Origin of the sequence: Paenibacillus sepulcri (assembly GCF_042647105.1) — a bacterium.
GTDB classification, from domain to species: Bacteria; Bacillota; Bacilli; order Paenibacillales; family Paenibacillaceae; genus Paenibacillus_Z; species Paenibacillus_Z sepulcri.
Genome location: NZ_JBHRUP010000001.1, coordinates 4,841,327 through 4,867,871 on the forward strand (window position 1 = coordinate 4,841,327; position 26,545 = coordinate 4,867,871).

19 protein-coding genes and 1 pseudogene are annotated in these 26,545 nt (G+C 54.1%); 17 read left to right on the plus strand and 3 right to left on the minus strand.

Going from position 1 to position 26,545, the window contains the following annotated elements; all coding sequences use genetic code 11:
- The first annotated feature begins 7 nt into the window (after positions 1–7).
- Together ACFOLF_RS21445 and ACFOLF_RS21450 are read left to right on the plus strand one after the other, a co-directional pair.
- Positions 8–2,683 carry a glycoside hydrolase family 95 protein gene (locus tag ACFOLF_RS21445; protein WP_379114630.1) on the plus strand — a complete coding sequence of 892 codons (2,676 nt, stop codon included), beginning with the start codon at positions 8–10 and terminating at the stop codon, positions 2,681–2,683.
- Positions 2,684–2,951: 268 nt separating this feature from the next.
- Positions 2,952–5,756 carry an alpha-L-rhamnosidase gene (locus tag ACFOLF_RS21450; protein ID WP_210046223.1) on the plus strand — a complete coding sequence of 935 codons (2,805 nt, stop codon included), beginning with the start codon at positions 2,952–2,954 and terminating at the stop codon, positions 5,754–5,756.
- Positions 5,757–5,978: 222 nt separating this feature from the next.
- Here the strand turns inward: ACFOLF_RS21450 and ACFOLF_RS21455 are convergent, their stop codons facing one another.
- On the minus strand, positions 5,979–6,626 hold the full coding sequence (locus ACFOLF_RS21455; RefSeq protein ID WP_210046222.1) for a hypothetical protein: 648 nt from the start codon (positions 6,624–6,626) through the stop codon (positions 5,979–5,981).
- A gap of 314 nt (positions 6,627–6,940) precedes the next feature.
- On the opposite strand from ACFOLF_RS21455, the gene ACFOLF_RS21460 reads away from it, so the two are divergent.
- Both ACFOLF_RS21460 and fosB read left to right on the plus strand, forming a co-directional pair.
- A complete protein-coding gene (locus ACFOLF_RS21460; protein WP_210046221.1) occupies positions 6,941–7,702 on the plus strand; it encodes a GNAT family N-acetyltransferase in 762 nt (253 codons plus the stop codon).
- Between the two features lie 73 nt (positions 7,703–7,775).
- Positions 7,776–8,186 carry a metallothiol transferase FosB gene (fosB, locus tag ACFOLF_RS21465; protein WP_379114638.1) on the plus strand — a complete coding sequence of 137 codons (411 nt, stop codon included), beginning with the start codon at positions 7,776–7,778 and terminating at the stop codon, positions 8,184–8,186.
- 89 nt (positions 8,187–8,275) lie between these two features.
- On the opposite strand, the gene ACFOLF_RS21470 is transcribed toward fosB, so the two are convergent.
- Positions 8,276–8,731, minus strand: a complete 456-nt coding sequence (locus ACFOLF_RS21470) for a GNAT family N-acetyltransferase (protein WP_210046219.1) — start codon at positions 8,729–8,731, stop codon at positions 8,276–8,278.
- A 65-nt stretch (positions 8,732–8,796) separates the two neighbouring features.
- A complete protein-coding gene (locus ACFOLF_RS21475; RefSeq protein ID WP_210046218.1) occupies positions 8,797–8,955 on the minus strand; it encodes a hypothetical protein in 159 nt (52 codons plus the stop codon).
- A 266-nt stretch (positions 8,956–9,221) separates the two neighbouring features.
- Between ACFOLF_RS21475 and ACFOLF_RS21480 the strand changes: the two are divergent.
- The 13 genes and pseudogenes from ACFOLF_RS21480 to ACFOLF_RS21540 all read left to right on the plus strand — a co-directional run bounded on the left by ACFOLF_RS21480 (position 9,222) and on the right by ACFOLF_RS21540 (position 26,399).
- A pseudogene (locus tag ACFOLF_RS21480) lies at positions 9,222–9,551 on the plus strand (DUF6262 family protein).
- An 85-nt stretch (positions 9,552–9,636) separates the two neighbouring features.
- The gene (locus ACFOLF_RS21485; RefSeq protein WP_379114632.1) at positions 9,637–10,083 is read left to right on the plus strand and encodes a MarR family transcriptional regulator; all 447 of its coding nucleotides are present in this window, start codon (positions 9,637–9,639) and stop codon (positions 10,081–10,083) included.
- Between the two features lie 75 nt (positions 10,084–10,158).
- Positions 10,159–11,385, plus strand: a complete 1,227-nt coding sequence (locus tag ACFOLF_RS21490; protein ID WP_210046217.1) for an epoxide hydrolase family protein — start codon at positions 10,159–10,161, stop codon at positions 11,383–11,385.
- Between the two features lie 243 nt (positions 11,386–11,628).
- A protein-coding gene (locus ACFOLF_RS21495; RefSeq protein WP_379114518.1) for an IS3 family transposase occupies positions 11,629–12,779 on the plus strand; the annotation gives its coding sequence in 2 pieces (ribosomal slippage) (positions 11,629–11,881 and positions 11,881–12,779; 1,152 coding nt in all).
- Positions 12,780–12,909: 130 nt separating this feature from the next.
- A complete protein-coding gene (locus ACFOLF_RS21500; RefSeq protein WP_210045844.1) occupies positions 12,910–13,080 on the plus strand; it encodes a hypothetical protein in 171 nt (56 codons plus the stop codon).
- 226 nt (positions 13,081–13,306) lie between these two features.
- Positions 13,307–17,161 (plus strand): hypothetical protein, encoded by a 3,855-nt coding sequence (locus tag ACFOLF_RS21505; RefSeq protein WP_210045843.1) that lies wholly within the window; start codon positions 13,307–13,309, stop codon positions 17,159–17,161.
- An 83-nt stretch (positions 17,162–17,244) separates the two neighbouring features.
- On the plus strand, positions 17,245–18,513 hold the full coding sequence (locus ACFOLF_RS21510) for a ribulose-bisphosphate carboxylase large subunit family protein (protein WP_210045842.1): 1,269 nt from the start codon (positions 17,245–17,247) through the stop codon (positions 18,511–18,513).
- Positions 18,514–18,962: 449 nt separating this feature from the next.
- Positions 18,963–19,955 (plus strand): ABC transporter permease, encoded by a 993-nt coding sequence (locus tag ACFOLF_RS21515; protein ID WP_379113715.1) that lies wholly within the window; start codon positions 18,963–18,965, stop codon positions 19,953–19,955.
- 27 nt (positions 19,956–19,982) lie between these two features.
- Complete coding sequence (locus ACFOLF_RS21520) at positions 19,983–20,864, plus strand: carbohydrate ABC transporter permease (protein ID WP_379113713.1); 882 nt, start codon at positions 19,983–19,985, stop codon at positions 20,862–20,864.
- Between the two features lie 194 nt (positions 20,865–21,058).
- Complete coding sequence (locus ACFOLF_RS21525; protein WP_210045840.1) at positions 21,059–22,654, plus strand: extracellular solute-binding protein; 1,596 nt, start codon at positions 21,059–21,061, stop codon at positions 22,652–22,654.
- Positions 22,655–22,785: 131 nt separating this feature from the next.
- Complete coding sequence (locus ACFOLF_RS21530) at positions 22,786–24,639, plus strand: sensor histidine kinase (RefSeq protein WP_210045839.1); 1,854 nt, start codon at positions 22,786–22,788, stop codon at positions 24,637–24,639.
- Complete coding sequence (locus tag ACFOLF_RS21535; protein WP_210045838.1) at positions 24,611–25,405, plus strand: response regulator transcription factor; 795 nt, start codon at positions 24,611–24,613, stop codon at positions 25,403–25,405. Before ACFOLF_RS21530 ends, ACFOLF_RS21535 begins: the two co-directional genes overlap by 29 nt.
- A gap of 115 nt (positions 25,406–25,520) precedes the next feature.
- Complete coding sequence (locus ACFOLF_RS21540; RefSeq protein ID WP_210045837.1) at positions 25,521–26,399, plus strand: ROK family protein; 879 nt, start codon at positions 25,521–25,523, stop codon at positions 26,397–26,399.
- The last annotated feature ends 146 nt before the right edge of the window (positions 26,400–26,545 follow it).

Consider the following 26,545-nt stretch of genomic DNA (forward strand, 5'->3'; position numbering starts at 1 on the left):
GGAACCGATGGACGCATTAAATTCGAAGCTCTGGTACCGCACGCCTGCGGGTGAGTGGGAAGAAGCGCTGCCGGTCGGCAACGGTCGGCTGGGCGGCATGGTATACGGCGGCATCAAACGGGAACGCATCCAGCTTAATGAGGACACATTATGGTCCGGCCATCCCACCGACGGCAACAATGCCGAAGCTTCGCGCTATCTGGACGAGGCCCGGCGATTGATCTTTGAGGAGCGGTATGCCGATGCGCAAACGCTGATCGAGGAGCATATGCTCGGCCCATGGGGCGAATCGTACCAGGCCATGGGCCATCTGGAGATTGAGCTGGGACACGGCGTCCAGGTGGAGGCATACAGGCGGGAGCTGGATTTGAAAGAAGCGGTCTGCCGCACCAGTTATGAATACAGCGGTGTCACTTACACCCGCGAAACCTTCGTGTCGGCCGACGATCAGGTTATGGTTGTGCGGCTTGAGGCGGATAAGCCGGGCAAGCTCAGCCTGGAGGCTTCGCTGAACAGTCCGCTGCCCTTCCGGGTGAGCAGGAGAAGCCAGGGCGGCATCCTGCTCGGGGGACAAGCCCCGGACCATGTGGAACCGAACTTCATCCAGGCGGATGAGGTGGTATTCGACCGCGGCGGCGATGGGATGACTTTCGAAATTCATCTGCAGGCATTGAACGAGGGCGGCAGGCTGGAGGTGCATGGCGGACGCATCTTCATCCGGGATGCCCATTGTGTCACGCTGCTGCTGACGGCGGATACGAGCTACAACGGCTTTGACAAGGACCCGGTAAGGGAGGGGCGGGACCCCGGCATCCGCTGCAGCCGGTGGCTGGACGCAGCTGCGCAGCTTTCCTATGCGGAGCTGCGCAGCCGCCACATCAGGGAGCACCGGCGTTATTACGACCGCGCCGACCTGACGCTGGATGCTCCCGGCCGGAGCGATCTGCCGACGGATGAGCGGATCAAGGCGCTACGGGCGGGGGGAGCAGATGAGCAGCTGGCCGCCTTGTTCTTCCGCTACGGGCGGTATCTGCTGATCGCAAGCTCCCGTCCCGGCACGCAGGCAGCCACGCTTCAGGGGATCTGGAACCCGATGACCCGCCCGCCCTGGACCTGCAATTACACGGTGAATATCAATGTGCAGATGAACTACTGGCTGGCCGAAACCGGCAATCTCAGCGAGTGCCACACACCGCTGTTCGATATGATCGGGGAGCTCGCTGTGACGGGAGGCAGAACGGCGCAGGTCCACTATAATTGCGGGGGCTGGGCATCCAATCACGGCATCGATTTGTGGCGGTCGGCTGCCCCTTCCGGCGGTCCGACCAAGGGCTCGGCAAGCTGGGCGTTCTGGCCGATGGCCGGTCCCTGGCTTTGTCAGCATCTGTGGGAGCATTACAAATTCGGCGGGGACCTTGCTTTTCTGGAGGACCGGGCTTATCCCCTTATGAAGGGCGCGGCCCGCTTCTGTCTGGATTGGCTTGTCGAGGACGGCGGAGGACATCTGGTGAGCAGCCCGTCCACCTCTCCGGAAAATTCCTTCATCGGTCCGGATGGCCGCAAGTCGGCGGTAAGCATGAGCTCGACGATGGATCGTTCGCTGATCCGGGAGCTGTTCACGAACTGCATCGAGGCCAGCATTGCGCTGGATACCGACGAAGACTTCCGCGAGTCGCTGAAGGAGGCCCGTGGCAGGCTTCATCCGCTGCGAATCGGCCGTCACGGCCAGCTCCAGGAATGGCTGGAGGATTTCGAGGAAGCGGAGCCGGGGCACCGCCACACGGCCCACCTGTACGGGTTTCATCCGGGAAGCGAGATTACGCCGCGCGTCCGGCCGGAGCTGGCGGAAGCCTGCCGCGTCGCCCTGGAGCGCCGCGCGGTTTATGAAGGGGAAGATACCATCGGCTGGTGCTTCGCCTGGCTGATTAATCAATATGCCCGTCTGGAGGACGGAGAGAAAGCGCACGGCTATCTGGTCAAGCTGCTGATGAACCCGTTTCCCAATCTGCTCAACGCCCACCGTCATCCGAAGCTGAGCTGGTATCCCACCACGCTGGAGGCCAATTACGGCGCGGCGGCCGGCATCGCCGAGCTGCTGCTGCAAAGCCATGACGGCAGCATTGATCTGCTTCCCGCGCTTCCGAAGGCATGGCCGGCAGGCCGGATCATCGGGCTTCGCGCCCGCGGCGGCTTCGAGCTGGACATCGAATGGACCGGCGGCCGCTTGACCCGGGCAGCGGTCCGTTCACGCTCCGGCGGAGAATGCCGCATCCGGGCGAATATGCCGCTCAGGCTGGCGGGAGCAGGACCGGCGGCCGAATCGGGAGGACCTGACCGGTCAGAAGGAGCTGCGGAATCAGGACAGCCCGCAGAGTCCGGGCAGTTTGCGGAGTCGGAACGCACCGTATTGTCAGAACAGTACACAGAGTCCGGACAGTCCGCGGAGTCGGGGCACATAGCACTGACTGGACAGCCCGCAGAGCCTGGGAAGTTCTCGGAGTCGGGACACATAGCAGAGCCCGGGCAGTCCGCGGAGTTGGGACACTCCGCATTGTCAGGTCAATATGCGGAATCGGAGCAGTCATGGGGCCGTAAACAGCCCTTAGAGGACGGCAGCCGTACGGGCGCCCTCCTTGTTTTTGATACCCGGGCCGGACAATCCTATGAAATTATGCCCGGCTAGAAGAAGGTAGGTCTGCGGATTCTTATGCAGGAGGAACGGCCGCTCGATTGGAAGGTCAAAATCGCTGAAGCTGAGTACCGGATCGCTGGTTAGTTCGTGAATAAACCGGGCGTGGAAACCACCGGTAAGAGACATGATCCGGGAGCGTTCCCATCAGGAGTTACGCTTCAATGTGGGCCATGCTTCCGGAACTATCAGTTGCTGCGGCCCGTGGACGCCGCCAGGGAAGCGCTGAAACGAAACGAATGACAGGGGAAGGAACGGGTCGATGAATATTGTGGGATTAAAGGTTGAGGGCAGGGAGCATCCGCTTGGCGTCGATTGTTTGACACCGGGCTTCGGGTGGTCTTACAGGAGCCAGGGAGAGCGTTCCGTGATTCAGTCGGCCTACCGGATACGCGTCTATAAGATTCAGGAGCAGGAAGAAGCCGAGGTCTGGGATTCGGGCAGGCAGCCCGGCCGCCGGCATACCTGTATTGCGTATTCGGGAGCTCCGCTGGAATCCGCAACACGGTACTATTGGCGGGTAAAGGTGTGGGACCGGGAGGGCAACCTGTGGGAGAGCGCCCTCTCCTGGTGGGAAACCGGCCTGCTTCACGCGCATGACTGGAAGGCCCGTTGGATCGGAGCGCCTGAGGGGATGACGGCACCAGACTCTCCGCTGCCTCTGCTGCGGCGGGAATTCGCCGTCCGCAAGCCGCTGAGAAGGGCAAGGGCTTATGTAAGCGGACTTGGACATTACGAGCTGCGGCTGAACGGTGCAAAGATTGGCGACCGCGAGCTGGAGCCGGGCTGGACGCATTACGACAGAACCTGCTTGTATTCGGTATACGATATTACCGACCAGCTCGCCATAGGCGTCAATGCGGCGGGGATGATGCTGGGGAATGGCTTCTACAACGTCAGCGGCGGACGTTACACGAAGTTCAAGAATTCGTTCGGCCTGCCCAAATGCCTCGTCCAGCTGGAGCTGTATTATACCGACGGCACGAACGATACCGTGGCAAGCGACGGGAGCTGGAGCGCATGCGAGGGACCAATCACCTTCGCCTGCATATACGGGGGTGAAGATTACGACGCCCGCCGCGAGCAGGCGGGCTGGGATCGTCCCGGCTTCGCCGCCGCCGCCGGGGGCAAGGGCTGGGCAGCGGCGGCGGAAACGGCTGCACCGCTCGGGACATTGCGGGTACAGCAGGCGCAGCCGCTGAAGGTCAAGTGCCGTTTTCGGCCTGAGAAGGCGACGCAGACAGCTCCCGGCGTGTGGCTGATCGATCTGGGCCAGAATTTCTCCGGCTGGACCGAGATTGCCGTCTCCGGCCCGGCCGGAGCAGAGATCATCTTGACGCCATGCGAACGTCTGAAGGGCAGCGGTCCGGATCAGCGGATGTCCGGAGCTCCTTACAGACTGACGTATACCCTGAAGGGGGAGGGCGTGGAAGTATGGCGGCCGCGTTTTACCTATTATGGGTTTCGTTATGTGCAGGTAGAAGGCGCAGAGCCGCTCCCGGACGGTCCCGAAGACACCGGCACCGTTACTGACTTGGCGGATGCCGCGGAGCCGGGCATGGATCAGGCATTGCGGCGCGGAGCGGCGCTGGCATCGGGGAGGGCTGTGCTGCTTGGAATCGAGGGCCAGATGATATATCCGGATGTCGCCGAAAAGGGCAGCTTCGAATGTTCAGATCATATGATCAACCGGATTCACGAGATTATCAATTGGGCTGTTCTAAGCAATATGAAGAGCGTATTTACGGATTGTCCACACCGCGAGAAGCTGGGCTGGCTGGAACAGCTGCACCTGATGGGGCCGTCTGTCATGTACAATTATGATGTGGAGACCATCTTCTCCAAGGTGATGGAGGATATTCGCGATGCGCAGCAGCCAAGCGGCATGATTCCGACCACCGCTCCCGAATATATCGTTTTTCAGCCGCCGTGGGATATGTTCAGAGATTCCGTCTCCTGGGGGGCGGCGTATATTATCTCGAACTGGGATCTGCTGCTTCAATACGGCAATCCGGGAAGCATGCGGACGCATTACCCCGGCATGAAGCGTTATGCCGAGTATATGGCTTCGAAAATGGTGGATGGCCTGATTATGCATGGCCTGGGCGATTGGTACGATGTCGGGGAGGACGGGCCGGGATTTGCCCAAAATACGCCGGTGCCGCTTGTCGAGACGGCCATTTTCTATCAAATGGCTGCGATCCTGGAGGAGATGGCGGGCATATTGGATCAGCAGGAGGATGGCGCATATTTCCAACAATTGAAGCTTGCGCTCGCGCAGGCATTCAATGCGGAATATTTTAATCCGGACACCGGTCATTATGCCGGCGGCAGCCAGACGGCGAATGCTCTGCCGCTTGTTCTCGGGCTGGCCGAAGCGGATAACCGCGAAGGGATACTGGGTGCTATTGTACGGGATATCGAGGAGAGGGGCTGGCATACCAATGCCGGGGATGTCGGCCACCGCTACGTGCTCAAGGCGCTGTCGGACAATGGGCGTTCCGATATTATCTACCGGATGACCAGGCAGACCGACCATCCGAGCTACGGCTATCAGATCGCGAACGGGGCGACGACGCTGACAGAGGCCTGGGACGGTCCGACGGTCGGCAAATCGCAGAACCATTTTATGCTCGGACATATTGAGGGATGGTTCTATCAAGGGCTGGCAGGAATCACGACCCGGTTCGACCGTGAGGAGCAAGCGTTCCGGATCACGGTGAAGCCTGCCGTAGTAGGAGATTTGAGCCATGTCAGCGGACACTGCTTTACGCCTGCCGGCCAGACTGCAGTACGGTGGGAACGCTGCGGAGAGAACGGATTCCGGATGACCGTGGACATCCCCGTGAACACGGATGCGCTGGTCTATGTGCCGGCTGTTTCCGCCGAATCCGCCAGGGAGACGGGAAGGGATGGTAATCCTGCTGCGCGGGAAGTTACGCAGGTCAGCTACGAAGACGGATACGCCTTGTATGCCGTCGGCTCGGGTACGTATATCTTCGAGAGCATCATAACAGCGGCACAGCCGCATCGGATGGAACAAAGCGGGCATTCATTTAGCCCATAAAATATTAACCGTCTGGGCCAGCATATTCGTTGCAAGCCGCCTTGGATGGAGAGCGTTTTCGCATCATGCGGGGACGCTTGTTTTTTGCCGGAGACAGCGATTTATTCGCTCCACGGGAATTCTTAACAGCTGGAATCCCGCAAGGATCGCATGACGGCGGTCGGCTTTATGTCATTTTCATTAGTCCCAAGGTACGGTCTGATCTCCTCTGGTTGTTTGAGATCATTCATCTTCATATCGCAAAGTAAAAATGAGTGCCCATTCGAGTTTGCTTAACGATTCCGGGGAGAGGTCCGCGGATTGTATTGCGTTGTTGCTCGATGCCTGCATGCCCCATAGATGAACAGGTTCACCGGCAATGAATGTACGCGGTTCATTATTAAAGATTAATCCCCGTGCAGTCAACTGCTTCTCCCGGGGAATGGTATAGGTTACGAGGCCTGAACCGGAGTCGTATAGAGTACCGACTTTAATCGTGCTAAATTCGTCCTGTCCCTCGATGGAAACGTTGTCGATTGAAATAATGACTTCGATCTCGCCGCTCTTTCGGGCATCCGAACTGAAGAACAAATCACCGATAGAGCCGGCTGAAGCGGCTATCCTGCCATTTTTCCATATATCGATATCCAGTTTTGCATGTGGTTTATTTCCTTCATAGCGTAATTTAAATGCTCCGGACATGTAGCCCAGAAAGGGCTGAAATTTTGCTCCGTCGCCCTTGAACAGATCAACAGGAGTCATTGTTAATTCAGCAGGTCCCGTGGGCTCGGGCGTTTCAGCTTCTACCCCTTGCGCACAGCCTGATATCGACAAGGCCAGTATGCTTATGATCATAACGATGCAGAAAGCTTTAAATTTGCTGATCATCATTGAACCTCCGCCCCCTGGATAACGTCAGTTTAATTTACCACGGAGGGGTATTCCTTACAATGGTAAAATTGGAATTTGGAGTTTTCGGGCTTCGTCCCAATAAACTGCTGCACGTCAGCTGTCGTATCCGGCACGAATTGCTGCGGAGCAATAAGAGCTTGCATGATTAATTTATGGTGTGTTCCATGACAGAATGGGAATAAAATGAAACCAATTGCATGGCACCAACTATGCATTCAACATTATTGAATTTACAATAAAAGCTATAGGCAACGAAGCTGCTATTGCGGAATGAAGATGAAAAGGGGTGCAATATGATCGCTTCCCACAGGGAATCAGCCATACAAACCATTCAAACTGTGCTGTCAGCAGATCTTTCTTGCAGCGAGTCTGATTTTCTTGCTGAAGGGGTATCCGTTCACAAAGCTGAGATAAGAGAGGGGAGGTTTCGTTTTCCGATTCGCGAACATGTGTTAAGCATTGTAACAATGGGCAGAGGAGTCGTTGTTTCATGTAATCCTGAACGATTAGAATGGGCAAGACAAAGTTTTATGCAGCTCGCACGCGGGCAGATATTTTCCACGCAATCCATTGCCAAAATGGGTGATTATGTGCAAAAAGATCATCAGCATATAGCCGGACCTGTTCAGAAATATGTTTGTTCCATCGATGATTTTACAGGCTTTAATATTCCGCAGGGAATAACCGTTTCAACTTATGACCGCAACGACGTCACAAATCTCTACGAGCATCAGAATTTTAGAAATGCGCTCTCCTATCAAGCGGACAGCTCCCGTCCTGATATGCTGGCGTCGATTGCCGAGTGTGACGGAAAGATTGTAGGCATCGCCGGAGCGTCCAGGGATTGTGAGCGAATGTGGCAGATCGGTGTGGATGTCGTACCCGAATACCAAGGTCTGGGGATTGGCAAAGCCATTGTCGGCACCCTGACTAAGGCGATATTAAATGAGGGTATACTACCCTATTATTCAACCGAGATTAGCAATCTCCAGTCCAGTCAGCTGGCAGTTAGTTTAGGTTACTGGCCAGCCTGGATTCACTTATATGCCCGGTAACAAACAAACATCATGATAGTGACTCCAACGAATACGAAGTGCGAAGGAGCGGACAATATTGAAAATTGGAAGCATGAATCATTTGCTTTTTTCTGTTGCCGATTTAGAGCAATCCATTCCATTTTATAAGGATGTATTTGGTGCAAAGTTATTGGTCAAAGGCAGCAAGCTGGCTTATTTTGATTTGAACGGACTATGGTTGGCATTAAATGTGGAGGACGATATTCCGCGAAATGAAATCCAGTACTCCTATACGCATGTAGCTTTTAGCGTGGAAAGCGAAGATTTTGATGCCGCGGTAAAAAAACTTGAAGATCTGGGTGTAAATATTCTCGCAGGCCGCAAACGGGATGAGAGGGATAAAAGGTCAGTTTATTTCACTGACCCTGATGGGCATAAATTTGAATTCCATACGGGAACGCTGCACGACAGGCTTTCCTATTACAAAAACGATAAATCGCACATGATTTTTTATGAGGAATAAACCTGGACTCCCTGCAGCAGACAGATTTAAGAATAATCGGATTGCAGGAGCAACTCGTCGATCACCACTGAGATTGCTCCACTTGGCGCTTATAATTCCTTTGTCATAAATACACTGTTCGGGTCTTCTATGTAATCCGAGAATGGCTCGCAATATTGAAATCCCAAACTTTCATAGAGTCTTCTGGCCGGGTCGAAAGCATCCATTGAGCCCGTTTCCAGACTTAGCCGCTGATAGCCGCGCTGCCTGGCTTCTTCCATGATACGTTCAAGGATTCTCCTTGCCACGCCCTTTCTCAGATGCGCCGCAGAGGTCCGCATTGATTTTATCTCTCCATGCCGGCCATCCAGCTCCTTAAGCGCCCCGCAGCCAAGCAATTCGTTGTCTTCCCATGCGCTCCAGAAGGTGATTTCCGGTTTCTTCAATCCTTCAAGATTCAGGGCATGGATGCTCTCCGGCGGGGAATGAAGCGTCATACTCTGAAGATGCTCCCCGATTAATGCAGCCACTTCGTACCCGGTCAGGTCATCCGGTTTAATCTCCATAAAAAATCACTCCGCAGTCTCTATGATTATTTGACAGGTAATCCGCATCTGCAAGCTCCATAACGCTAACGCTCTTCGGAAGACGGATTGATGGGGCGGAAGACCGTCCAGCCCGTATCCTGATGGCTAGAGCTTTGGCTGCTGTCCGGCTCCCTGTGGCCGCAGCCGGCAATGGCTGCCATGACGGTTATTACGGCTAAACCCATGAATATTCTTCGTTTCATAGTATCCACCTCAAATAAATTATCCCACAGATTTGAACGGTAAAGCAACAGAAATGCCGCTTTACTGCCCGTTCCTGGTACACGCCTGATGCCCCCAAGCATTAATGGACTTGTGCAGTAACCTTACATCCCAGCGATCTTTTTCCCATTCTTTACGGGTGTCTGTTAATTGCAAGAACTTTGAAAGAAACAATCGCAAATAGCCCGCCAAATGTGTTTTTCGTGTAACCTCGGCACGAAATGCATGTTTTTGAATCTGAGCCCATCTGAAGAGCATCCATGCCAAACGGAAGGCAAGCACCTTAGAGAAGGTAGATCAGGCGATTTCACGCCGCTAACGAGTTAACAAGAGCATCAATTTCAATAGCGTATCAGAAGAATCGGGTGTCTCGAAAGCGAGTTTATATAACCATTCAGATATCCGCCAGAGGATTAAATACTTACGCTGTCAACAATCACAAGCACCTACTCCGAAGCAAATAAAGCGTGAGATGAACGATGCGAATAAGGATGTACTCGTCGAAACGTTAAAACGCAAAATCAAAGCACTGGGTGACACAAGTAGAGAACATGATTTCGTTGAAATGGGGGCGTAAACCCAACGTCTTTAAGCTGGTTTGGAGTCTTGGCCAACTAAATTTACATTAGAAACTTATATAAATTTGTGATATAGTTTTATTCATGGAACCTAAAAATAACCTGACTGAGTTGAACGTTAGCGACTTCGCTATGGTGTTCGAGGATTTAACGAGGATTTTCATTCGGTTGCCGTCAATTGAAAAACTAAGCTTCACTACACTTTCCGTCCTGCACACGTTGTCCCTCAAGAGTCCCATGCGACTTACTGAGTTGACAGTTAATGAGCAAGTTACGCAGTCGGCAATCACACAGTTGGTGACCCGACTTGAACGAGCCGGGCTCGTCGAGCGCCGACCAGATCCAAATGATGGCCGAGTCGTTCAAGTGCATATTACCGCGCTGGGGGCAAATGTTATTGATTCGCGTCGTTTAAATCGCATGACGCAGCTCTCGAAATTCAGTGAAGGGCTCACTCAGGAGGAAAAACGGGCAATTGCATCCGCAATTCCCGCATTGAGGCGTCTGGTCGAACTGGGAACCGATTCGTAGTCTCAGTCGCGGTTGCATTTCCGTTGTTCATACCCGAGTGACGGACGAAACAAACGAATACAAGGAGGAACACTTATGACAACAGCTCCTTTCGTGCTTGAACCGAGTCCGATCTACGTATCGGATGAGTTACTTGCTGATCTTCAAAATCGTTTAAAGTCCACCAGATGGCCTCTCGATGCCGGTAATGATGACTGGTTTTACGGTGTTAGTCGGAACTACCTTGAGAAACTCGTCGACTACTGGATTAACGAGTTTGACTGGCGCAAATCCGAGAAGGCGATCAACGCCTACGAACACTATAAAGTAAATGTTGACGGAGTTCCTGTGCACTTTATGCGTAAACCTGGCGTGGGGCCTAAACCTGTACCATTGATCCTGTCCCATGGCTGGCCATGGACGTTCTGGCATTGGTCCAAGGTCATTGATCCACTAGCGGACCCTGGAGCATTCGGGGGCGATCCGGCTGAAGCATTCGACGTAATCGTGCCCTCACTTCCTGGCTTTGGATTCTCGACGCCACTGCCAAACAACCCAGACATGAACTTTTGGAAAATTGCCGATCTCTGGCATACGCTCATGACCGATACTCTCGGCTATGCGAAATACGCGGCAGGGGGATGCGATGTAGGTGCTCTCGTGACCGGTCAACTGGGACACAAATATAGTGACGAGCTCTACGCAATACATATCGGGTCTGCTCTAAAGCTGAATTTTTTTAACGGGGATCGCGCCTGGGATTTTGCCGGAGGACGTCCTCTACCTGATAATATCCCTGAGAGTATTCGATCTAAGATAATGGAATTTGATCGCCGCTTTGCATCGCACCTCGCCGTACACGTTCTTGATCCCGGCACACTCGCATTCGGACTGTGCGACTCGCCAGTTGGAATGCTTGCATGGATCTTGGAACGATGGGTGAAGTGGAGTGACAATAAAGGCAACGTCGAGAATGTCTTTACTAAGGACGACATCCTTACACACGCAACAATCTTCTGGGTAAACAACGCCATCGAAACCTCGATGCGCGTCTATGCGAACAATAACCGATATCCATGGACACCCGATCATAGTCGCTCGCCTGTCATTGAGGCACCAACCGGTATAACCTTTGTGGGCTACGAAAATCCGCCGGGAATTACGACCGACAATCGCGTTCAAAACTTTCTCGACAGCGATCGCGCTCCTTGGTACAACCACGTCAACATTTCCTCTCATGAGCAGGGAGGACACTTCATCCCTTGGGAAATTCCAGACAAGTGGGTTGAGGATTTGCGCCGCACCTTCCGAGGACGTCGATAAAAGATTCAACAGATCAAGCCTTCAATAACGGATCGCGGTTCTTTGGTCGTTTGCGATAATTAAACATAAAGGGTTCCTTATATTAGTCATGCATAATATGTAGAACCCTTTATGTTATTTACAAGCAAAAAGAAGTCGGTGCAGCCGTATGAATTATTCCCGCACTTGACGAAATGAAGTTAGACTGAGTAGTAGACACAGATTATACTAGATTCAAATAGATGAGCGGAGGACACTGTGTCTATGAAACAGATCAAGTATGATGAAGCGTACAAGAAGCAAACAGTTAAATATATAAAGGAGAGTGGGAAGTCGGTAGCAGAGATCGGTCGCGAGTTGAAGATTAATGCAAATACATTATATGGCTGGGAGAAAAGGTATGGCAGTGAGCCGGAAATCGTTGCTGTACAAGCCCTAGTCCCAGAAGATCAGAGAATAAAAGAGATGCAAAAATACATTCGTGATCTTCAAGAGGAGAACGAAATCTTAAAAAAGGCGATGCACTTCTTTGCGAAAGACCGTCGGTAAGATATACGTTCATCCACGAACACCGCTCCGAGTACCGATTGGAGAAGATGTGCTGCATAATGAAAGTCTCTCGTAGCGGCTATTACAAATGGCTAGGGCGCCCTGAGAGTGAACGTAAGCGTCAGCACAAGGAATGGACGGAACAAATCAAGGAAGTATACGATGAGAATAGGCAACTTTATGGAAGCCCGAAAATCACCGAACGGTTGCATCAACAGGGTGTCAAAATCTCTCGTCGTACCGTTACTCGTATCATGAAGGAGAATGGAATACGGTCCAAGACCGTAAAGAAATACAAAGCGACAACCAATTCTAAGCACTCCCTACCGGTTCAAGAAAATGTAATGAACCAAGAGTTTACTGCAAGTAAACCGAATGAGAAGTGGGTTACAGATATTACATATATCCCCACTGATGAGGGTTGGCTTTATTTGGCGAGCGTACTCGATCTATACTCACGTAAGATTGTCGGCTGGCACATGAGTGAACGGATGACGAAAGAGCTTGTACTACAGGCATTGAGACAGGCCCACGGTCGTCAACAGCCAAGTACAGGATTGTTGCACCACTCGGATCGCGGAAGTCAGTACGCATCCCATGATTACCAGAAGCAACTCAACACATATGAAATGACCGGTAGCATGAGTCGCAAGGGAAACTGTTACGATAACGCCTGCATCGAGTCATTTCACAGCGTTCTAAAGAAAGAACTGATTTATCTCAATAAATACCAAACGCGCGAAGAAGCGAAAAAGAGTATCTTTGAATACATCGAAGTTTTTTACAACAACCAACGTATCCATTCTACGATAGGGTATAACACGCCTTCTGACTACGAACGTATGTACCCCGGTCAGGCAGCGTAAGAAAAAAATCTGTGTCTACTATCTTGACAGAGGTCCAAAATGTACACGTCAGTATCGGCAGCTTATCGGGCCGCTGGAATAAAATGCAAGCCATCTTCTCATACTAAGGGAGAAAATGGAGGTGAATGATATGAATGAAAATAACGCCGATCCAAAAACACAGCGAGCAGATAATCGTACGGATAAGCATGACAATCAACAGAATGACGATAATGCCACTGAAGATAATCAGACGCTGACAAGCGATAATGCTGCCGATAAAGTGCCAAGCCTGAATGGTGTTTTCAAAAATAAAGTTTAATCTTCAGCAGGCTTCAAAATGGCTGATCAGGGTGTTAGAGACCTGATCAGCCATTTTTTTTTGCAGTTATTCTCCCTTTTAGTTTGTAAGATAGGATTTCCACCAATTCAATACCGGCCTCCTCATTAAAAATCAGCATGAGAATATGAAAATCGTTCTCTATAATCTCCTTTCGGGAAGCGCTAACATAATAAATAGTTAACTATGGAAAGCGAGGCTTTTATCGATGAGTTTAGAGCAGATGCAGCAGCGTTTTGCCAAGGCTGATCCCCGTTATGGGCCTGTGCCGTTCTGGTGGTGGAGCGGCGAGGAGGTAACCGAGGAGAGAGTGCGCTGGCAGCTTCAGAAATTTCATGCCGGGGGCATGCGGAATATCGGGATTATTCAGCTTGCCCCGACAGGCCCGCAGTACGGCTCCGTCGGCGATCAGCCGGTGTTCTTCAGCGAAGATTGGTGGAGGTTGTTCGAGGTGGCGCTGCGGGAAGCGGAGCGCCTGGGCATGTATTTGTGGTTCTATGATCAGATCGGGTTCTCCGGCGCCAATCTGCTGGCCCGCATCGTAGCCGATCAGCCGCAGCTTGCCGGCTATCAGCTGCGCCGGTTTCAGTCGGCCGATGAGATTCCCGAAGGCTCCATGCAATTGACCGAGCAGGGCGGCTATATTTATGCGGCGGTCAGGCAGGGCTTCAACTGGCTCGATCCGGAGGCGGCGGGCCTGCTCATTGACCGCATTCACGGGGAATTCGAGCGGCGTTTCCCGCATGACCTCGGCAGGACGCTGGCCGGCAGCTTTCAGGATGAACTGCCGCCGCTGCCGCTGTGGACGCCGGAAGTATCCGAAGCCTACCGCAAGCGGTATGGAGAAGAGCTTACGCCTTTTATTCCGGCGTTGTTCGAAGACGCACCAGGCGCGGAAACGGTGCGCAGAAGGGTCTACCGCCTGGCCGCGGAGCTTGCGGAGCAATCGTTCTTCATCCCGGTCGGTTCCTGGCATGAGAAGCATAATATGCTCATTGGCTGCGATCAGGCGGGCCCGGCCAGACGCGTCGAGGTCCACGGAGCGCAGCGGCTGTACCTCGATTATTTTCGGACGCACCGCTGGTACAACTCGGCCGGAGCGGATATGGACGGCGAGATCAAGCCGCATTCCTCGATGGTTCACCTGCATGGCGGCAAGCGGGTATGGCTGGAGGCGTTTCATTCCAGCGGATGGGGCGGCACGCTCGAAGAGACGATGCATTGGCTTGTCCCCTGGTTCCAGGCTGGCGCTACGCTGTACAGCCCGCATGCTGTGTATTACAGTACGCGGGGCGGCTGGTGGGAATGGGCGCCGCCGGATACGGGCTGGAGGCAGCCGTATTATGAGCATTATCCGGTATTCGCCGATACTGTCAGCCGGGTATGCGGCCTGCTCAGTGAAGGAACGCATATAGCGGATGTGGCGGTCCACTATCCTTCCTATGCGGTATGCGGGCTGATGACGCTGGAGGATGGCGGCAGGGATGAGCATCCGATGGCTGTATCCAACCGGGTTCCGAATGATGCGGTCGGCCGCATCGATCAGGTGTACAAGAAGCTGACCGGCAGGTGGAACCGCAAGGAGCTTGACGATGTGGGTGAGCTTCGCAGAATCCGCCGGGATTACGATATCGTCGACGATTCCGCGCTTGCCAAGGGAACCTGCGACGGGAATCAGCTTGCCATAGCCGGAGAACGCTTCTCGGTCGTCATGCTGTGCGGAACGACCGTAATGGATGAAGAAGCCAAGCGGAAGCTGGAGGAATGGATCGTCCAGGGCGGCTGGGTCGTTGCGGTTGACGTCCCCGAAGGGGAGAGGCAGCTTGCGGGCGCAGATTATGTGGATACGCCGGAAGAGGCGGCTTTGCTGATCGATGAGCGACTGCCCAAGCGGATTATAGGGGACGGCATGACGCTGCAGCGGCAAACGGACGATGCGGATATTTTCCTGCTGCTGCCGCCGGAAGGCCTGCTGGCGATGCATCAACCGGCCGGGCCGGACGCGGTCATGCCGGGTACGGCGCCATATCGGCTGCGCACAGCCGGTGAGCCAGAGCTGTGGGATCCGGTGACCGGCAGACGCAGGCCGCTTCCCCATAAACGTGCCGGAGAATGGGTCGAGCTGGATATTCCATTCACTGATTGGCCTGCTGCTCTGATTGTTTCGATGCTGGAGAAGGGTTCCCGGACGGTTCTGGAAAATCGTGCGGAATCGGGCGGCCAGCCGGCCCGTTCCGTGAGCCTGAGGGCCGCTGATCCCGACGAAGCGATACCGGATGGAACAGGCCGGGAGCTGGACGGCCCTTGGAATGTTACGGCCGTACCGACGCTGGATAACCGCTATGGCGATTTCGACCTGCATGACGGGCAGACGGCACTTCTTGGCATTGAGCGCCGGCAGTTCAGGGTTAGTCTGGAGCGCGGCGGATCTGAAGGCGAGCAGGCGGGCTGGCAGCGGCCGGAATACGACGACTCGGCATGGCTCGACAGGCTGTGGAGCGAATCGGCCTACTGGCTGGCCTGCAAAGGAGACCGCTTCCGGGAGGATTCCGCCTGGCCTGTGGTCTATAGCCAAACATTCGGCGATCTGTCCTTCCGTACCTGGGCCGGAAGAATGGGCAGAGTTCCGCGCCGCTATCTGAATCTTGGACGGGCCGGGAAGGGCGAGATCGTCTGGGCGCGGACGCATGTCATTGCGCTGGAAGCCGGACGGTACTGGATTCGGGCGGAGAGCAATGCGGAATTGACCTGCGGCGTGAACGGCCTGGTCATTGAATTTGCCGGCGGCCCCGAGGAGCAGACGGCCTGGGTTGAGCTGGATTCAGGCAGCAATGAGCTGCTGATCCGGGCAGCGGCGCTTTCCTCAGGATTGATCCGGGCCGGAATTGAAGTGAACAGGCAGGCGGGGCAGCCATTGCCCAAATATGTCTATGTGCAGAGCCCGAATTTGAAATCGGCGCTGGCCACCCAATTGAACTGCCCGCCTGATCGTCCAGTGCGGCAGGTCCGGATCGAGTTCGCGGCACGGGGCCGGGCCGCTCTCTATGTGAACGGCAGCATCATTACCGAGCATGGCGACTTCAATCCGTATATCCGCCAGGGACAGGAAGAATTGGATGTCACCCGGTGGTGGCGCAGCGGACTCAATGGGGTCGGAATAACGCTGCCCGAGGGCCGCGGGGAAGTGCTGATAGACGGCATTATCGATTATGAGGACGGGGGAAGGACGGTATTCTGCACCGGGCCGGACTGGCGCGACGAACAAGGACAGCCGCCGCTTGTCTACCATGAAGCGGTGCTGCAGTTCGCCGAGACGGAGACGCTCTGGATCGCGCCGCGTCCCCATCCGCTTAAAGGCGTGGGTTGGCTGATGCCGGATTCCGTTCCGGTGAGCGAGCCCCTGCCGTTTCATGCCGATTCCTCCGCGATCGGCAGACCGGTGTGGATCCGCTTCCCTCTTCCGGCGGGAGCGGACCAAATGGAGCTGCGCCATACCGGACGGGCGCGGATTTGGCTGAACGGCTCAGAGATTGCGCTGCGCGGCGGCAAAGCGGTTTTCCCTCCGCAGTCTGCCGGAGCATGCGTTGCCGTCCGCATCGAGCCGGACGGCGCCGAATCCGAAGCGGCGGTGCTGACAGCGCCGATCCGCTTCCGCACCTCGCAGGTGCGCGGCGAGCTGGGGGACTGGCGCACAGCGCTTTGTTTGCCGCATCATAGCGGCGTAGTGGAATATGAGCATGCCTTCCACACGGACAAGCAGGGCGTATTCACCCTTGACCTCGGACATGTCCGGGGGACGGCGGAGGTGTGGGTTGACGGCAGGACTGCCGGCGTTCGTTTATGGCGGCCATACCGGTATGCCTGCGGCAGTCTGGAAGCGGGTCCGCACCGGCTGCGCATACGCGTGACCAACACCCTTGGCACCTACTATGAAACCGGCCGGCCATCCAGCGTAGTCGGAGCGAACAACGCCATCATGTACTGGACCCGTAAGGATGAATCCGCATGGCAGCCGATCTTCCCATCCGGAGGATTGTATGGACCGGTGAGAATCAGTGAGTAGCGGTCTGACTTGAGATGCCCCGGGAGCGGTGCCTGCTTTACGCCGCTCCCATCCAACGATTATGAAGAGAGGAGAGTCCATCATTGAAGCAAAGTCGGGAACGCGTAGTCGCGGTGTATCTGGTGGAAACGCCGTATTCCCTGGAGCACACCGCCGGGATATTGGCAGGCGAGCAGTCGACGGGCACCTTCACGGCGGTGCCGGGAGAAACGGATGATCTGAAGCGCGAGTTTGGCGCAGTAGTGGAAGGCATACGTCCGCTCGAAATTGTGGATGTGCCGTCACTGCCGGGCGCGAGTGTTCCGGCCGGTCACAGCGGCGGCTACCGCAGGGGAGAAGTGAGGATTTCCTTCCCACTCCATAATTTCGGCCCGTCCATCCCCAATCTGATGACGGCGGTGGCCGGAAACCTGTATGAGCTGCAGGAATTGTCCGGGCTTCGTCTTCTCGATCTCGAGCTGCCCGAAGCCTTCGTCCGTGCCTACCGCGGACCCCGGTTCGGCATTGAAGGGACAAGGGAATTGTGCGGCGTATCCGGCAGGCCGATTATCGGGACCATCGTCAAGCCTTCTGTCGGGCTGCCGATGGAGGCGCTCGGCCGGCTGATTACGGAGCTTGCCTTATCCGGACTGGATTTCATCAAGGACGATGAGCTGAACGCGGACCCTCCTTATGCGCCGTTCGCGCTGAAGGTGGAGACGGTGATGGATGCGGTCCGGCGCGCGGCGGACCGGACGGGCAAGCAGGTCATGTACGCCTTCAACATTACGGGGGATATGGACCAGATGCGCCGCAATCACGACCAGGTGGTTCAATCGGGAGGCAGCTGCGTGATGGCAAGCATCAACAGCATCGGTTTCACAGCCCTGACCGAGCTGAGCCGGTACAGCGAGGTGCCCATTCATGGGCACCGCAACCAGTGGGGAATGCTGACCCGCTGTCCTCAGCTGGGTATGGATTTTCGCGTTTACCAGAAGCTGGCCCGCCTTGCCGGAGCCGATCATATCCATGTGAACGGCTTGCGCAGCAAGTTTTACGAGAGCGACCAGTCCGTCATTCATTCGATCCGCTCCTGTCTGACGCCGCTTGGGGATAGCCGGCTGCCAATGCCGGTTATTTCTTCCGGGCAGTGGGCCGGGACGGCGGTTGATACTTACGCTGCGACCGGCACCGTCGATGTAATGCATCTGGCGGGTGGAGGCATTCTGGCGCATCCGGACGGACCGACGGCGGGAGTGAAAAGCATGAAGCTCGGGTGGGAGGCGGCTGTAAAGGGAGAGTCGTTGGCTGAGTATGCGGCCAGACATCCCGTTCTGCAGCGCGCCGTCGACAAATTCGGCGCCAAATCATGAAGGAGCGGCGCCCCAGCAAGGAAAATCCTGCTTCTAAGCACGCTGTCTTCGGGATTTGCCCCTGTAAGCGGGAAAAATCGTGCTGCGGCCCTGGGCCAGGGCCAGTCAGGCTGCAAGCGGCACTCCAGCAAGGAAAATCCTGCTTCTAAGCACGCTGCTCTCGGGATTTGACCTGTAAGCGGGAAAAACCGTGCTGCGGCCCTGAGCCCGGGCCAGTCAGGCTGCAAACGGCACTCCAGCAGTGATCCTTAAACTAGTCAGAGGGCAGCCTATTTACCGGCTCGCTTCACTCCTTGCGCAGGTCATCTCATGCTGGAAGCGGTTTCTTAGAAATCGACATGCTTTTCTTATTTTTCTTCAATTTCGCATCAAAGCCAGCCTCTGTAAGATAGAGGTACAGCATGGCAGCGGTTTCAAATTATTGTGGCTTCGGAAAGGAGAGGAAGGCCTTGAGCGCAGAATTAAAACAATCCCCCTTGATAACCGCCTCCTCGCAATCGGCTTCCTCCGGTTCGGTCTGGAGGCGTTTGAAAAAAGAGAAATATCCGCAGATCTTCGTTTGGATCGGGATTCTCCTGCTTGTCATTTTTCATTTCCTGCCTCTATTCGGGATTCTGATGGCCTTCAAGGATTATTCGGTCACGGATGGCATCCGCGGCATTTTCACAAGTCCGTGGGTCGGGTTCAAATATTTCGAGGAGTTTTATAACGACTACCAGTTTCACAATATCGTACGCAACACATTGGCGCTTAGCCTGCTTAAATTGGTTTTTACCTTCCCGGTCCCGATCCTGTTTGCGCTGATGCTCAATGAGGTCAGAATTCACTGGTTCAAGCGGGCCGTACAGACTGTCAGCTATTTGCCGCATTTTATTTCCTGGGTTGTCGTATACGGGTTTATCGTCGTTTTCCTTTCCGGAGAATCCGGCATGGTCAATCATTTTCTCATGTCGGTGGGCATTATCGATGAACCGATCGGCTTCCTGACCAACCCGGATCATTTCTGGGGCTTGGCGGTGGGAAGCGCGATCTGGAAGGAAATGGGCTGGTGGACGATTATTTTTCTCGCTGCGGTATCGGGAATCGATCCCTCCCTGTACGAGGCGGCGCAGATTGACGGGGCTGGCCGGTTATCGCGGATTTGGCATGTAACCCTCCCCGGCATTAAGGGAACGATTGTCGTCGTCCTGATTCTTGCCCTGGGAAGTCTGCTTGGCGGAGGGCTGGTCGGTTCGAATTTCGAACAGGCGTTTCTGCTGGGGAATCCGCTTAATGCCGACAAATCGGAAATTTTGCAAACGTACGCGTTTCGGATGGGGCTTGCGCAGGGGCGTTATTCCTTCGCAACCGCCATTGATCTGATCCAATCCGTTATTTCAATAGTATTGATTCTCTCAAGCAACTTCATCGCGAAGAAAACGACGCAATCGGGTCTGTTCTGACCGCTTAACGAGAAAGGAGGCAGCATCTTGGCTAAACGCACCTTGGAGGACTGGCTGGTTGACAGCGTTAACTATATATTGATGGTCCTTGTTTTTCTCATCACCTTCTACCCGTTTTTCTACCTGCTTGTCGTTTCCTTCAACAAGGGGATGGATACGGCCCTCGGCGGCGTTTATTTTTGGCCGCGGGCCTTTACCCTGGAGAATTACAGCACATTTTTGAATGATCCGGACTGGATCAAGGCATTCTTCGTCAGCGCAGCAAGAACGGTCGTCGGCGCGGCTCTCGGGTTATTCGTCACCTCGCTGGTCGCTTACGGCTTGTCCGCCAGGCAGCTGCTGTTCAAAAAATTCTACTACATGCTGTTTATCGTCGGGATGTACGTATCGGGAGGCTTGATTCCCTACTACGTGGTTCTCCGCCAGCTCCATCTGCTCAATACGTTCTATGTCTTTGTGATCCCGACGATGCTGAACATCTTCTTCCTGATTATCGCCGTTTCGTTCTTCAGGGATCTGCCGCCCGAGATGGAGGAATCGGCCAAAATCGACGGAGCCAGCGAATGGACGATTTTCAACCGGATTATTTTGCCGGTATCGAAGCCGCTCCTGGCCACGATGGCCTTGTTTCTGGGCGTGTCGCAATGGAACTCATGGCTGGATTCGGCCTACTTTGTATCGAGCGACAATTTGCGGACGCTGACCTTCCGGATGATTGAAATCATCAACAAGGGCAATATTCCGCTGGACAGCCGCAGTGCGGAATATGCGTCCCAGGTAGCCCAGGTTACCCCGTTTTCCCTGCAGGTCACGGCGATGGTCATCGCGGTCGCGCCCATCATATGCGTATATCCGTTCCTGCAGAAATATTTTGTGAAAGGCACGACAATCGGAGCCGTCAAGGGTTGAACGAACTAAGCTGGTATATTAAATGGAATGGCATTCACTGATTCATTCATTCCATCGATATAGATTTTTAACTTTATAGAGATAATAAAGGTTTACGCCATTAAATCTCTATAAAGGTTGAGGGAAGAAACCTGCCTCTGCCGCCGGAAGACGGCGGAGCCGGTTCTTCTTAACCGATAAAGGGAGGAAATAAAATGTTTACCACAAAGAGATGGCTTGGCGTTCTCGTTGTACTCTGTCTGTCACTATCGCTCGCCGCTTGCGGCGGCGGCAATAATGGCGCTGGCAATGCCGGCAGCGGCAATGAGCCGCCGGTGAGCGGCAATGCGCCGGCATCCGATAATGGGGAAGGCAGCCCGCAGGCTCAGAAGACATTAACCATGTTTGTCGATTTTCCGTGGTGGCCGATGAGCGATTGGAGCGGAAAAATTCCGGAAGCCATCACGACGGCAACGGGCGTCACAATCCATGTTCAGGTGGCCTCCGACGCCAATCAGCTGCCGCTGATGATCGCATCCGGCGAGCTGCCGGATCTGGTGTTTACGTACGACCATATTTCCAAAATGTCGGATTCCAAGGTTTCCTACCCCTGGCAGGAGCTGATCGACAAGTATACGCCTGATTTCAAGATCGACGACCTGACCAAGGCCGTCAACACGGTGTCCGACGGCAATTATTATACGGTGCGCGATGGATTCTCTCCGCCAGGCGAACTGGCCAAATATCCCAAAGCTCTGTTCCGGGGAGGCGGCATGGCGCTGCGTACGGACATCATGGAGGAAATCGGCAATCCCGAGATCAAGACGCTGGATGATTTTCTGAATGTGCTCGGCACGGTCAAGGAGAAATACCCGGATATGACGCCGCTTGCGCTGACGCCCGGACAGATTGATTCTTATTTCCGTCTGCAGCTCGGACTGCCGCGTTTCGGCTTCACGGAAGTCGAAGGCAAACCGGCTTATTTCATTGGCGAGCCCCGCCAGCTGGAATACTATCAATTTATGAATGAATTATATACGAGAGGATTCATTACCGCCGACCAGTATACCTGGAAGGATCCGAATCAGTCCAAGCAGCTGGCGCTGACCGGGAAGGCGTTTGCCTGGGAATATACCGAAACGGCGGCAGAAACGCTTAACGCCGAGCTTGCGAAGAACGGGGCGGCGTTCACGTTTACGCAGCTTACGCCCATGCTTACAAACAAGGCCGCGCTGATTAACAATAATCCCGGCTGGGCAGGAGTATTCGTGACGAAGAGCAGCAAGGATCCGGAAGCGGCGATCAAGTTCATTGAATACATGCGCAGCGACGAGGGCACGCGTCTTGGCGACTGGGGCATCGAAGGCGAGGATTACAAGATGGCGGATGGCGGCTATCCGGTATTCAGCTACAATACCAACGATTTGGATGTTGTGAAGAAGAACGGATTTGTGTATTGGGGTCTCCTGGCGGATACCTACATTACGCAAGGGCTGGCCCGTTACCAGCCGGAGAATCAGCCGCAATCCACCGCCGCGATGGAAGCGATGACCAAGGTGTATCAATCCGATCCGCTGCTCGGTACGCTTGTGCCTGAAGTCGGGTCGGCGGAAGCGGTCATTCAATCCAATATCGACAATATGATCAAGACGGCGGAAGCGAAAATTTATCTGGCCAAATCCAAGGATGAGGCGGTTAAGGCCTATAATGAAATGATGGATCAAGCCCGTAAAATCGGTTTGGACAAACTGAACGAATGGGCGGTCAAGCGTTACGGGGAAGCCCAGAGCAGAATCAATACGAATCAATAAGAACCATTAATAAAGGCGGAGACAAGCATGCCATGCTTGAGCTCTGCCCTTTATTGCTTTTTGTTCTCCAGGTCAAGGAATAACTTTCCTTCGGCCATTTGCGATTGTTTCGACTGTGAAAACCATGTAAGATGAAAATCACAGCTAGTCAATTCAAGGGAAAAGTAGTGAGAGATTTGACGCTTTTTCATAAAATGGTGCAGCGCTTCCGCGATATGCGGATCGCCAGCAAAATGTTTGCCGGTTATTTCGTGCTCGTCCTGCTGCCGACGATCGCCTTCAGCTCGATTTTTTACAATCAGTTTTACACCAATATTTTCAAGGATTATTCTCAAAGCAAGCAGCATCTGATCGAGCAGGCGGGGGGCAGCCTTGAGGTCAGCCTTGCGCAGACGGAATCCATTTATAATTTGTTTCAATACAATCCGGAGGTTATCGATTATATCGGCGGTCACTATATGTCCGAAGCGGATCAGGTGTACAATTATCTCAAAAGCATCCGTCCCGTATTCAACTTCGCTTATTCCGGCAATTCCTCCATCAACTCGGTGCGGCTCTATATGTATAACGAGCATGTGCTGCCGGTTGCAAGCGAGGTGGGGTACTACAGCGATTTGAAAAATACCGACGTGATCAGCAGACTGAAAACGCTTCCCATGAACAAGGGCTTATGGATCGTCGAAACCCATCAGACGGATACGATCCCGTCCATGACGTATTACCAGAAAATTTACGACAGCAGCTTCTCTATTGAGCTTGGCATTATGGAAGTCAATGTGAAACCCGGCATTACACAGGATTTCTTCAATTCGGTCTCCTCGGTTCCGGACCGCAATATTATGTTTTTCCAGGAGGACCGGATTCTTTACCGCGACATGAATATGAAGCTTTCCGAGGGGCAGACGACCGCGATTCTGGATCGCCTGCAGAAGCAGCCGGGGTTTTATTACTGGAGCGAACACAAGCTCTTCGTCAATTCGGTAGCCGTACAGGGTCTGCCCTTCCGCATTTTGCTGATTAATGGAATTGACGAGGCTTTCTCGGATATGAGGGAGAAGACGGTCGGATTTGCCGTCATCATTATCGGGCTCTTGGCGCTCTTGTCTCTTATTTACTATCTGACCGTGTCGATGCTGACCAAGCGGATCGTTCGTCTGGCCAAGCATATGCGCAGGGTCGATCAGAATAATTTGATGGAGTATGCGGGAAGAGTGGATCAGGATGAGGTCGGCCTGCTCACGGTTTCGTATAATTCGATGATCCGGCGGATCGACGATCTGCTCAACCGGGTCCACCGCGCCGAGCTGATGAAGAAGGAAGCCGACTATCAGGTGCTTCAGGCGCAAATCAAGCCGCATTTTCTCTACAACACACTGGAATCGATCCGGATGCTGGCCGAGCTGAACGATGACGAGGAAGTCGTGGAGGCCATCTATACATTCGGGCGGCTGCTGCGCTACAGCCTGTCCTCCGGCGAGAACGACACGCCGCTGGAGGAGGAGATCGAGAACATCAAGCATTATTTGCAGGTGCACAAGATACGCATGGAGGATAAGCTGCATTTCCGGTTCCGGGTGGAAGCGGAAGTCCTGACGGTGCGCTGTCCGCGGTTTATTTTGCAGCCTCTCGTCGAGGATTGCATTGTGCACGGCTTGAGCAAAACCCGCAGGGGCGGAACGATCGATGTCCATATATGGCAGGAGAATGAACGCATTCATATCACCATTGCCGACGACGGGGCGGGGATGCCGCATGAACGGCTGGAGATGATTCGCGGCGTGCTGGCAAGGCGCATAAACAAGGACCTGCTGCAGTCGACCGGGTCGGGTATGGGACTGTATAACGTAAGCGAGCGGATGAAGGCCTATTTCGGCGAGGACAGCATCTTCGAGATTGAGAGCAGGACCAGCGAAGGTACGTGCTTCACGCTTATTTTCCAAATCAGGAGGGATTCCCATGCTGAATCTCATGATCGTGGACGATGAACCGATTATCATCAAGGGACTCACCAATATCGTGGAGAAATCCAATATCCCGTTCAAGGAAATCGTCAATGCCTGCGACGGGCTGGATGCGCTGGAGAAAATGGCCGCGTTCAAGCCCGATCTGATCATTACGGATATCGAGATGGCCGAAATGAACGGGCTCGACCTGATCCGCGAGGCGCAGGACAAGCAGCTGTGCAAGCGCTTCATTATCCTCACGGGATATGAAGAGAAAATTTATTTGCGGGAAGCGATCCGGCGCAAGGTGATCGACTATCTGCTCAAGCCGATCAATAAAGCGGAGTTTCTTAATCTGCTGTCGGAGGTGTGCCTGGAAATTGTGCATGAGCAGAGCGCGAACCGTCCGAAGGCGGCTCTGGCCGAGGAGAGCCCGTTGCTCCCGGAAGGAAAAAGATGCCAGATGTCGCGCAATATCCGCAGAGTCGTCGAATACATTGACCGGCACTTCACTCAGGACCTGTCCCTCGATATGATCGCGGTTCATGTCGAGCTGCATCCGAACTATATCAGCGGCCTGTTCAGGAAGGAAACGGGTCTTACCTTCATTCATTACCTGCATTTATGCCGGATCAGGAAGGCCAAGCAGCTGATGCTCTCCGACGAGGATATCTCTTTTCAGACGATTTCGGAGGAAGTCGGGTATGAAAATGTCCGCCATTTTTTTACCGTGTTCAAGAAATATGCGGGCGTGACGCCCGGCGAGTTCCGCGAGCTGTACCGTCAGACGCTGCGCGAGATCCATTAGCCGGATTTTCAAAAAGCTCCGCCTCATTGTCAAAGGGTAGCTTGTCCTTTATTATGGTACTTGTGCATCGAACCTGTGAAGAATCTATCCTTACCCTATAATGGAGGACAATTGAATGCGTATCGGAGCAATAGAAGCGGGCGGAACCAAATTTGTATGCGGAATCGGCAATGAGCATGGCGATGTTGAGGATCGGGTCAGCTTTCCGACGGAGCAGCCTGAGGTTACGCTTGCTAATGTCATTAATTATTTCCGCGATAAACAGGTTGAGGCGATCGGAGTCGGCACATTCGGGCCGATCGATATCGATCCATCCAGCCCGACATACGGCCATGTAACGACTACCCCCAAGCCAGGCTGGGGAGGCTATGATTTTCTGGGAACGCTGAAGAAGGAGTTCGACGTTCCGTTCGGCTGGGACACAGATGTGAACGCCGCGGCGCTTGGAGAGGCCACCTGGGGCGCTGCCAAAGGCCTTGACAGCTGTATCTACTACACGATCGGAACTGGCGTGGGCGTAGGCGTCTATACGGAGGGCCGCCTGGTGCATGGACTTGTGCATCCGGAAGGCGGTCATGTGCTGGTGCGCCGTCACCCGGAGGATGCTTACGAGGGCTTCTGCCCGTACCACGGCGATTGTCTGGAAGGCATGGCGGCAGGTCCGGCCATTGAGAAGCGCTGGAAGGTGAAGGCGAGCGAACTTCCGGTGGATCACCCGGCATGGGCGATGGAGGCATTCTATATCGGACAAGCCGTAGCAGGCGCGATACTCCTGTTATCGCCCAAGAAGATCATTCTGGGCGGCGGCGTCATGCATCAGCTGCAGCTGTTCCCGCTCATTTACGCGGAAGTGCAGCGCAATTTGAACGGCTATGTGAATCACCCCAGCGTCAAGGAAGGCATCGCGGAATATATCGTGCCGCCAGGACTTGGCGACAATGCCGGATTATGCGGCTCGGTGGCGCTTGGTCTTGAGGCGCTTAAGCGGGGCTAATCCATATTTCAGGCTTATGAGGAGCCGGTTCCTGTTGTACAGGAGCCGGCTTTTCATTATTTATAGCTTATAGAATTATTCTGATTCAATATTGGGGTGAATTAAGAATGAGTAAAGTATTGAAGCAAACAATTTCGCTGCTCCAT

Coding starts and splice junctions, on each gene's coding strand:
- ACFOLF_RS21445 (WP_379114630.1), top strand. CDS start 8: ATGGACGCATTAAATTCGAAGCTCTGGTACCGCACGCCTGCGGGTGAG.
- ACFOLF_RS21450 (WP_210046223.1), top strand. CDS start 2,952: ATGAATATTGTGGGATTAAAGGTTGAGGGCAGGGAGCATCCGCTTGGC.
- ACFOLF_RS21455 (WP_210046222.1), bottom strand. CDS start 6,626: ATGATGATCAGCAAATTTAAAGCTTTCTGCATCGTTATGATCATAAGC.
- ACFOLF_RS21460 (WP_210046221.1), top strand. CDS start 6,941: ATGATCGCTTCCCACAGGGAATCAGCCATACAAACCATTCAAACTGTG.
- fosB (WP_379114638.1), top strand. CDS start 7,776: ATGAATCATTTGCTTTTTTCTGTTGCCGATTTAGAGCAATCCATTCCA.
- ACFOLF_RS21470 (WP_210046219.1), bottom strand. CDS start 8,731: ATGGAGATTAAACCGGATGACCTGACCGGGTACGAAGTGGCTGCATTA.
- ACFOLF_RS21475 (WP_210046218.1), bottom strand. CDS start 8,955: ATGAAACGAAGAATATTCATGGGTTTAGCCGTAATAACCGTCATGGCA.
- ACFOLF_RS21485 (WP_379114632.1), top strand. CDS start 9,637: ATGGAACCTAAAAATAACCTGACTGAGTTGAACGTTAGCGACTTCGCT.
- ACFOLF_RS21490 (WP_210046217.1), top strand. CDS start 10,159: ATGACAACAGCTCCTTTCGTGCTTGAACCGAGTCCGATCTACGTATCG.
- ACFOLF_RS21500 (WP_210045844.1), top strand. CDS start 12,910: ATGAATGAAAATAACGCCGATCCAAAAACACAGCGAGCAGATAATCGT.
- ACFOLF_RS21505 (WP_210045843.1), top strand. CDS start 13,307: ATGAGTTTAGAGCAGATGCAGCAGCGTTTTGCCAAGGCTGATCCCCGT.
- ACFOLF_RS21525 (WP_210045840.1), top strand. CDS start 21,059: ATGTTTACCACAAAGAGATGGCTTGGCGTTCTCGTTGTACTCTGTCTG.
- ACFOLF_RS21530 (WP_210045839.1), top strand. CDS start 22,786: ATGAAAATCACAGCTAGTCAATTCAAGGGAAAAGTAGTGAGAGATTTG.
- ACFOLF_RS21535 (WP_210045838.1), top strand. CDS start 24,611: ATGCTGAATCTCATGATCGTGGACGATGAACCGATTATCATCAAGGGA.
- ACFOLF_RS21540 (WP_210045837.1), top strand. CDS start 25,521: ATGCGTATCGGAGCAATAGAAGCGGGCGGAACCAAATTTGTATGCGGA.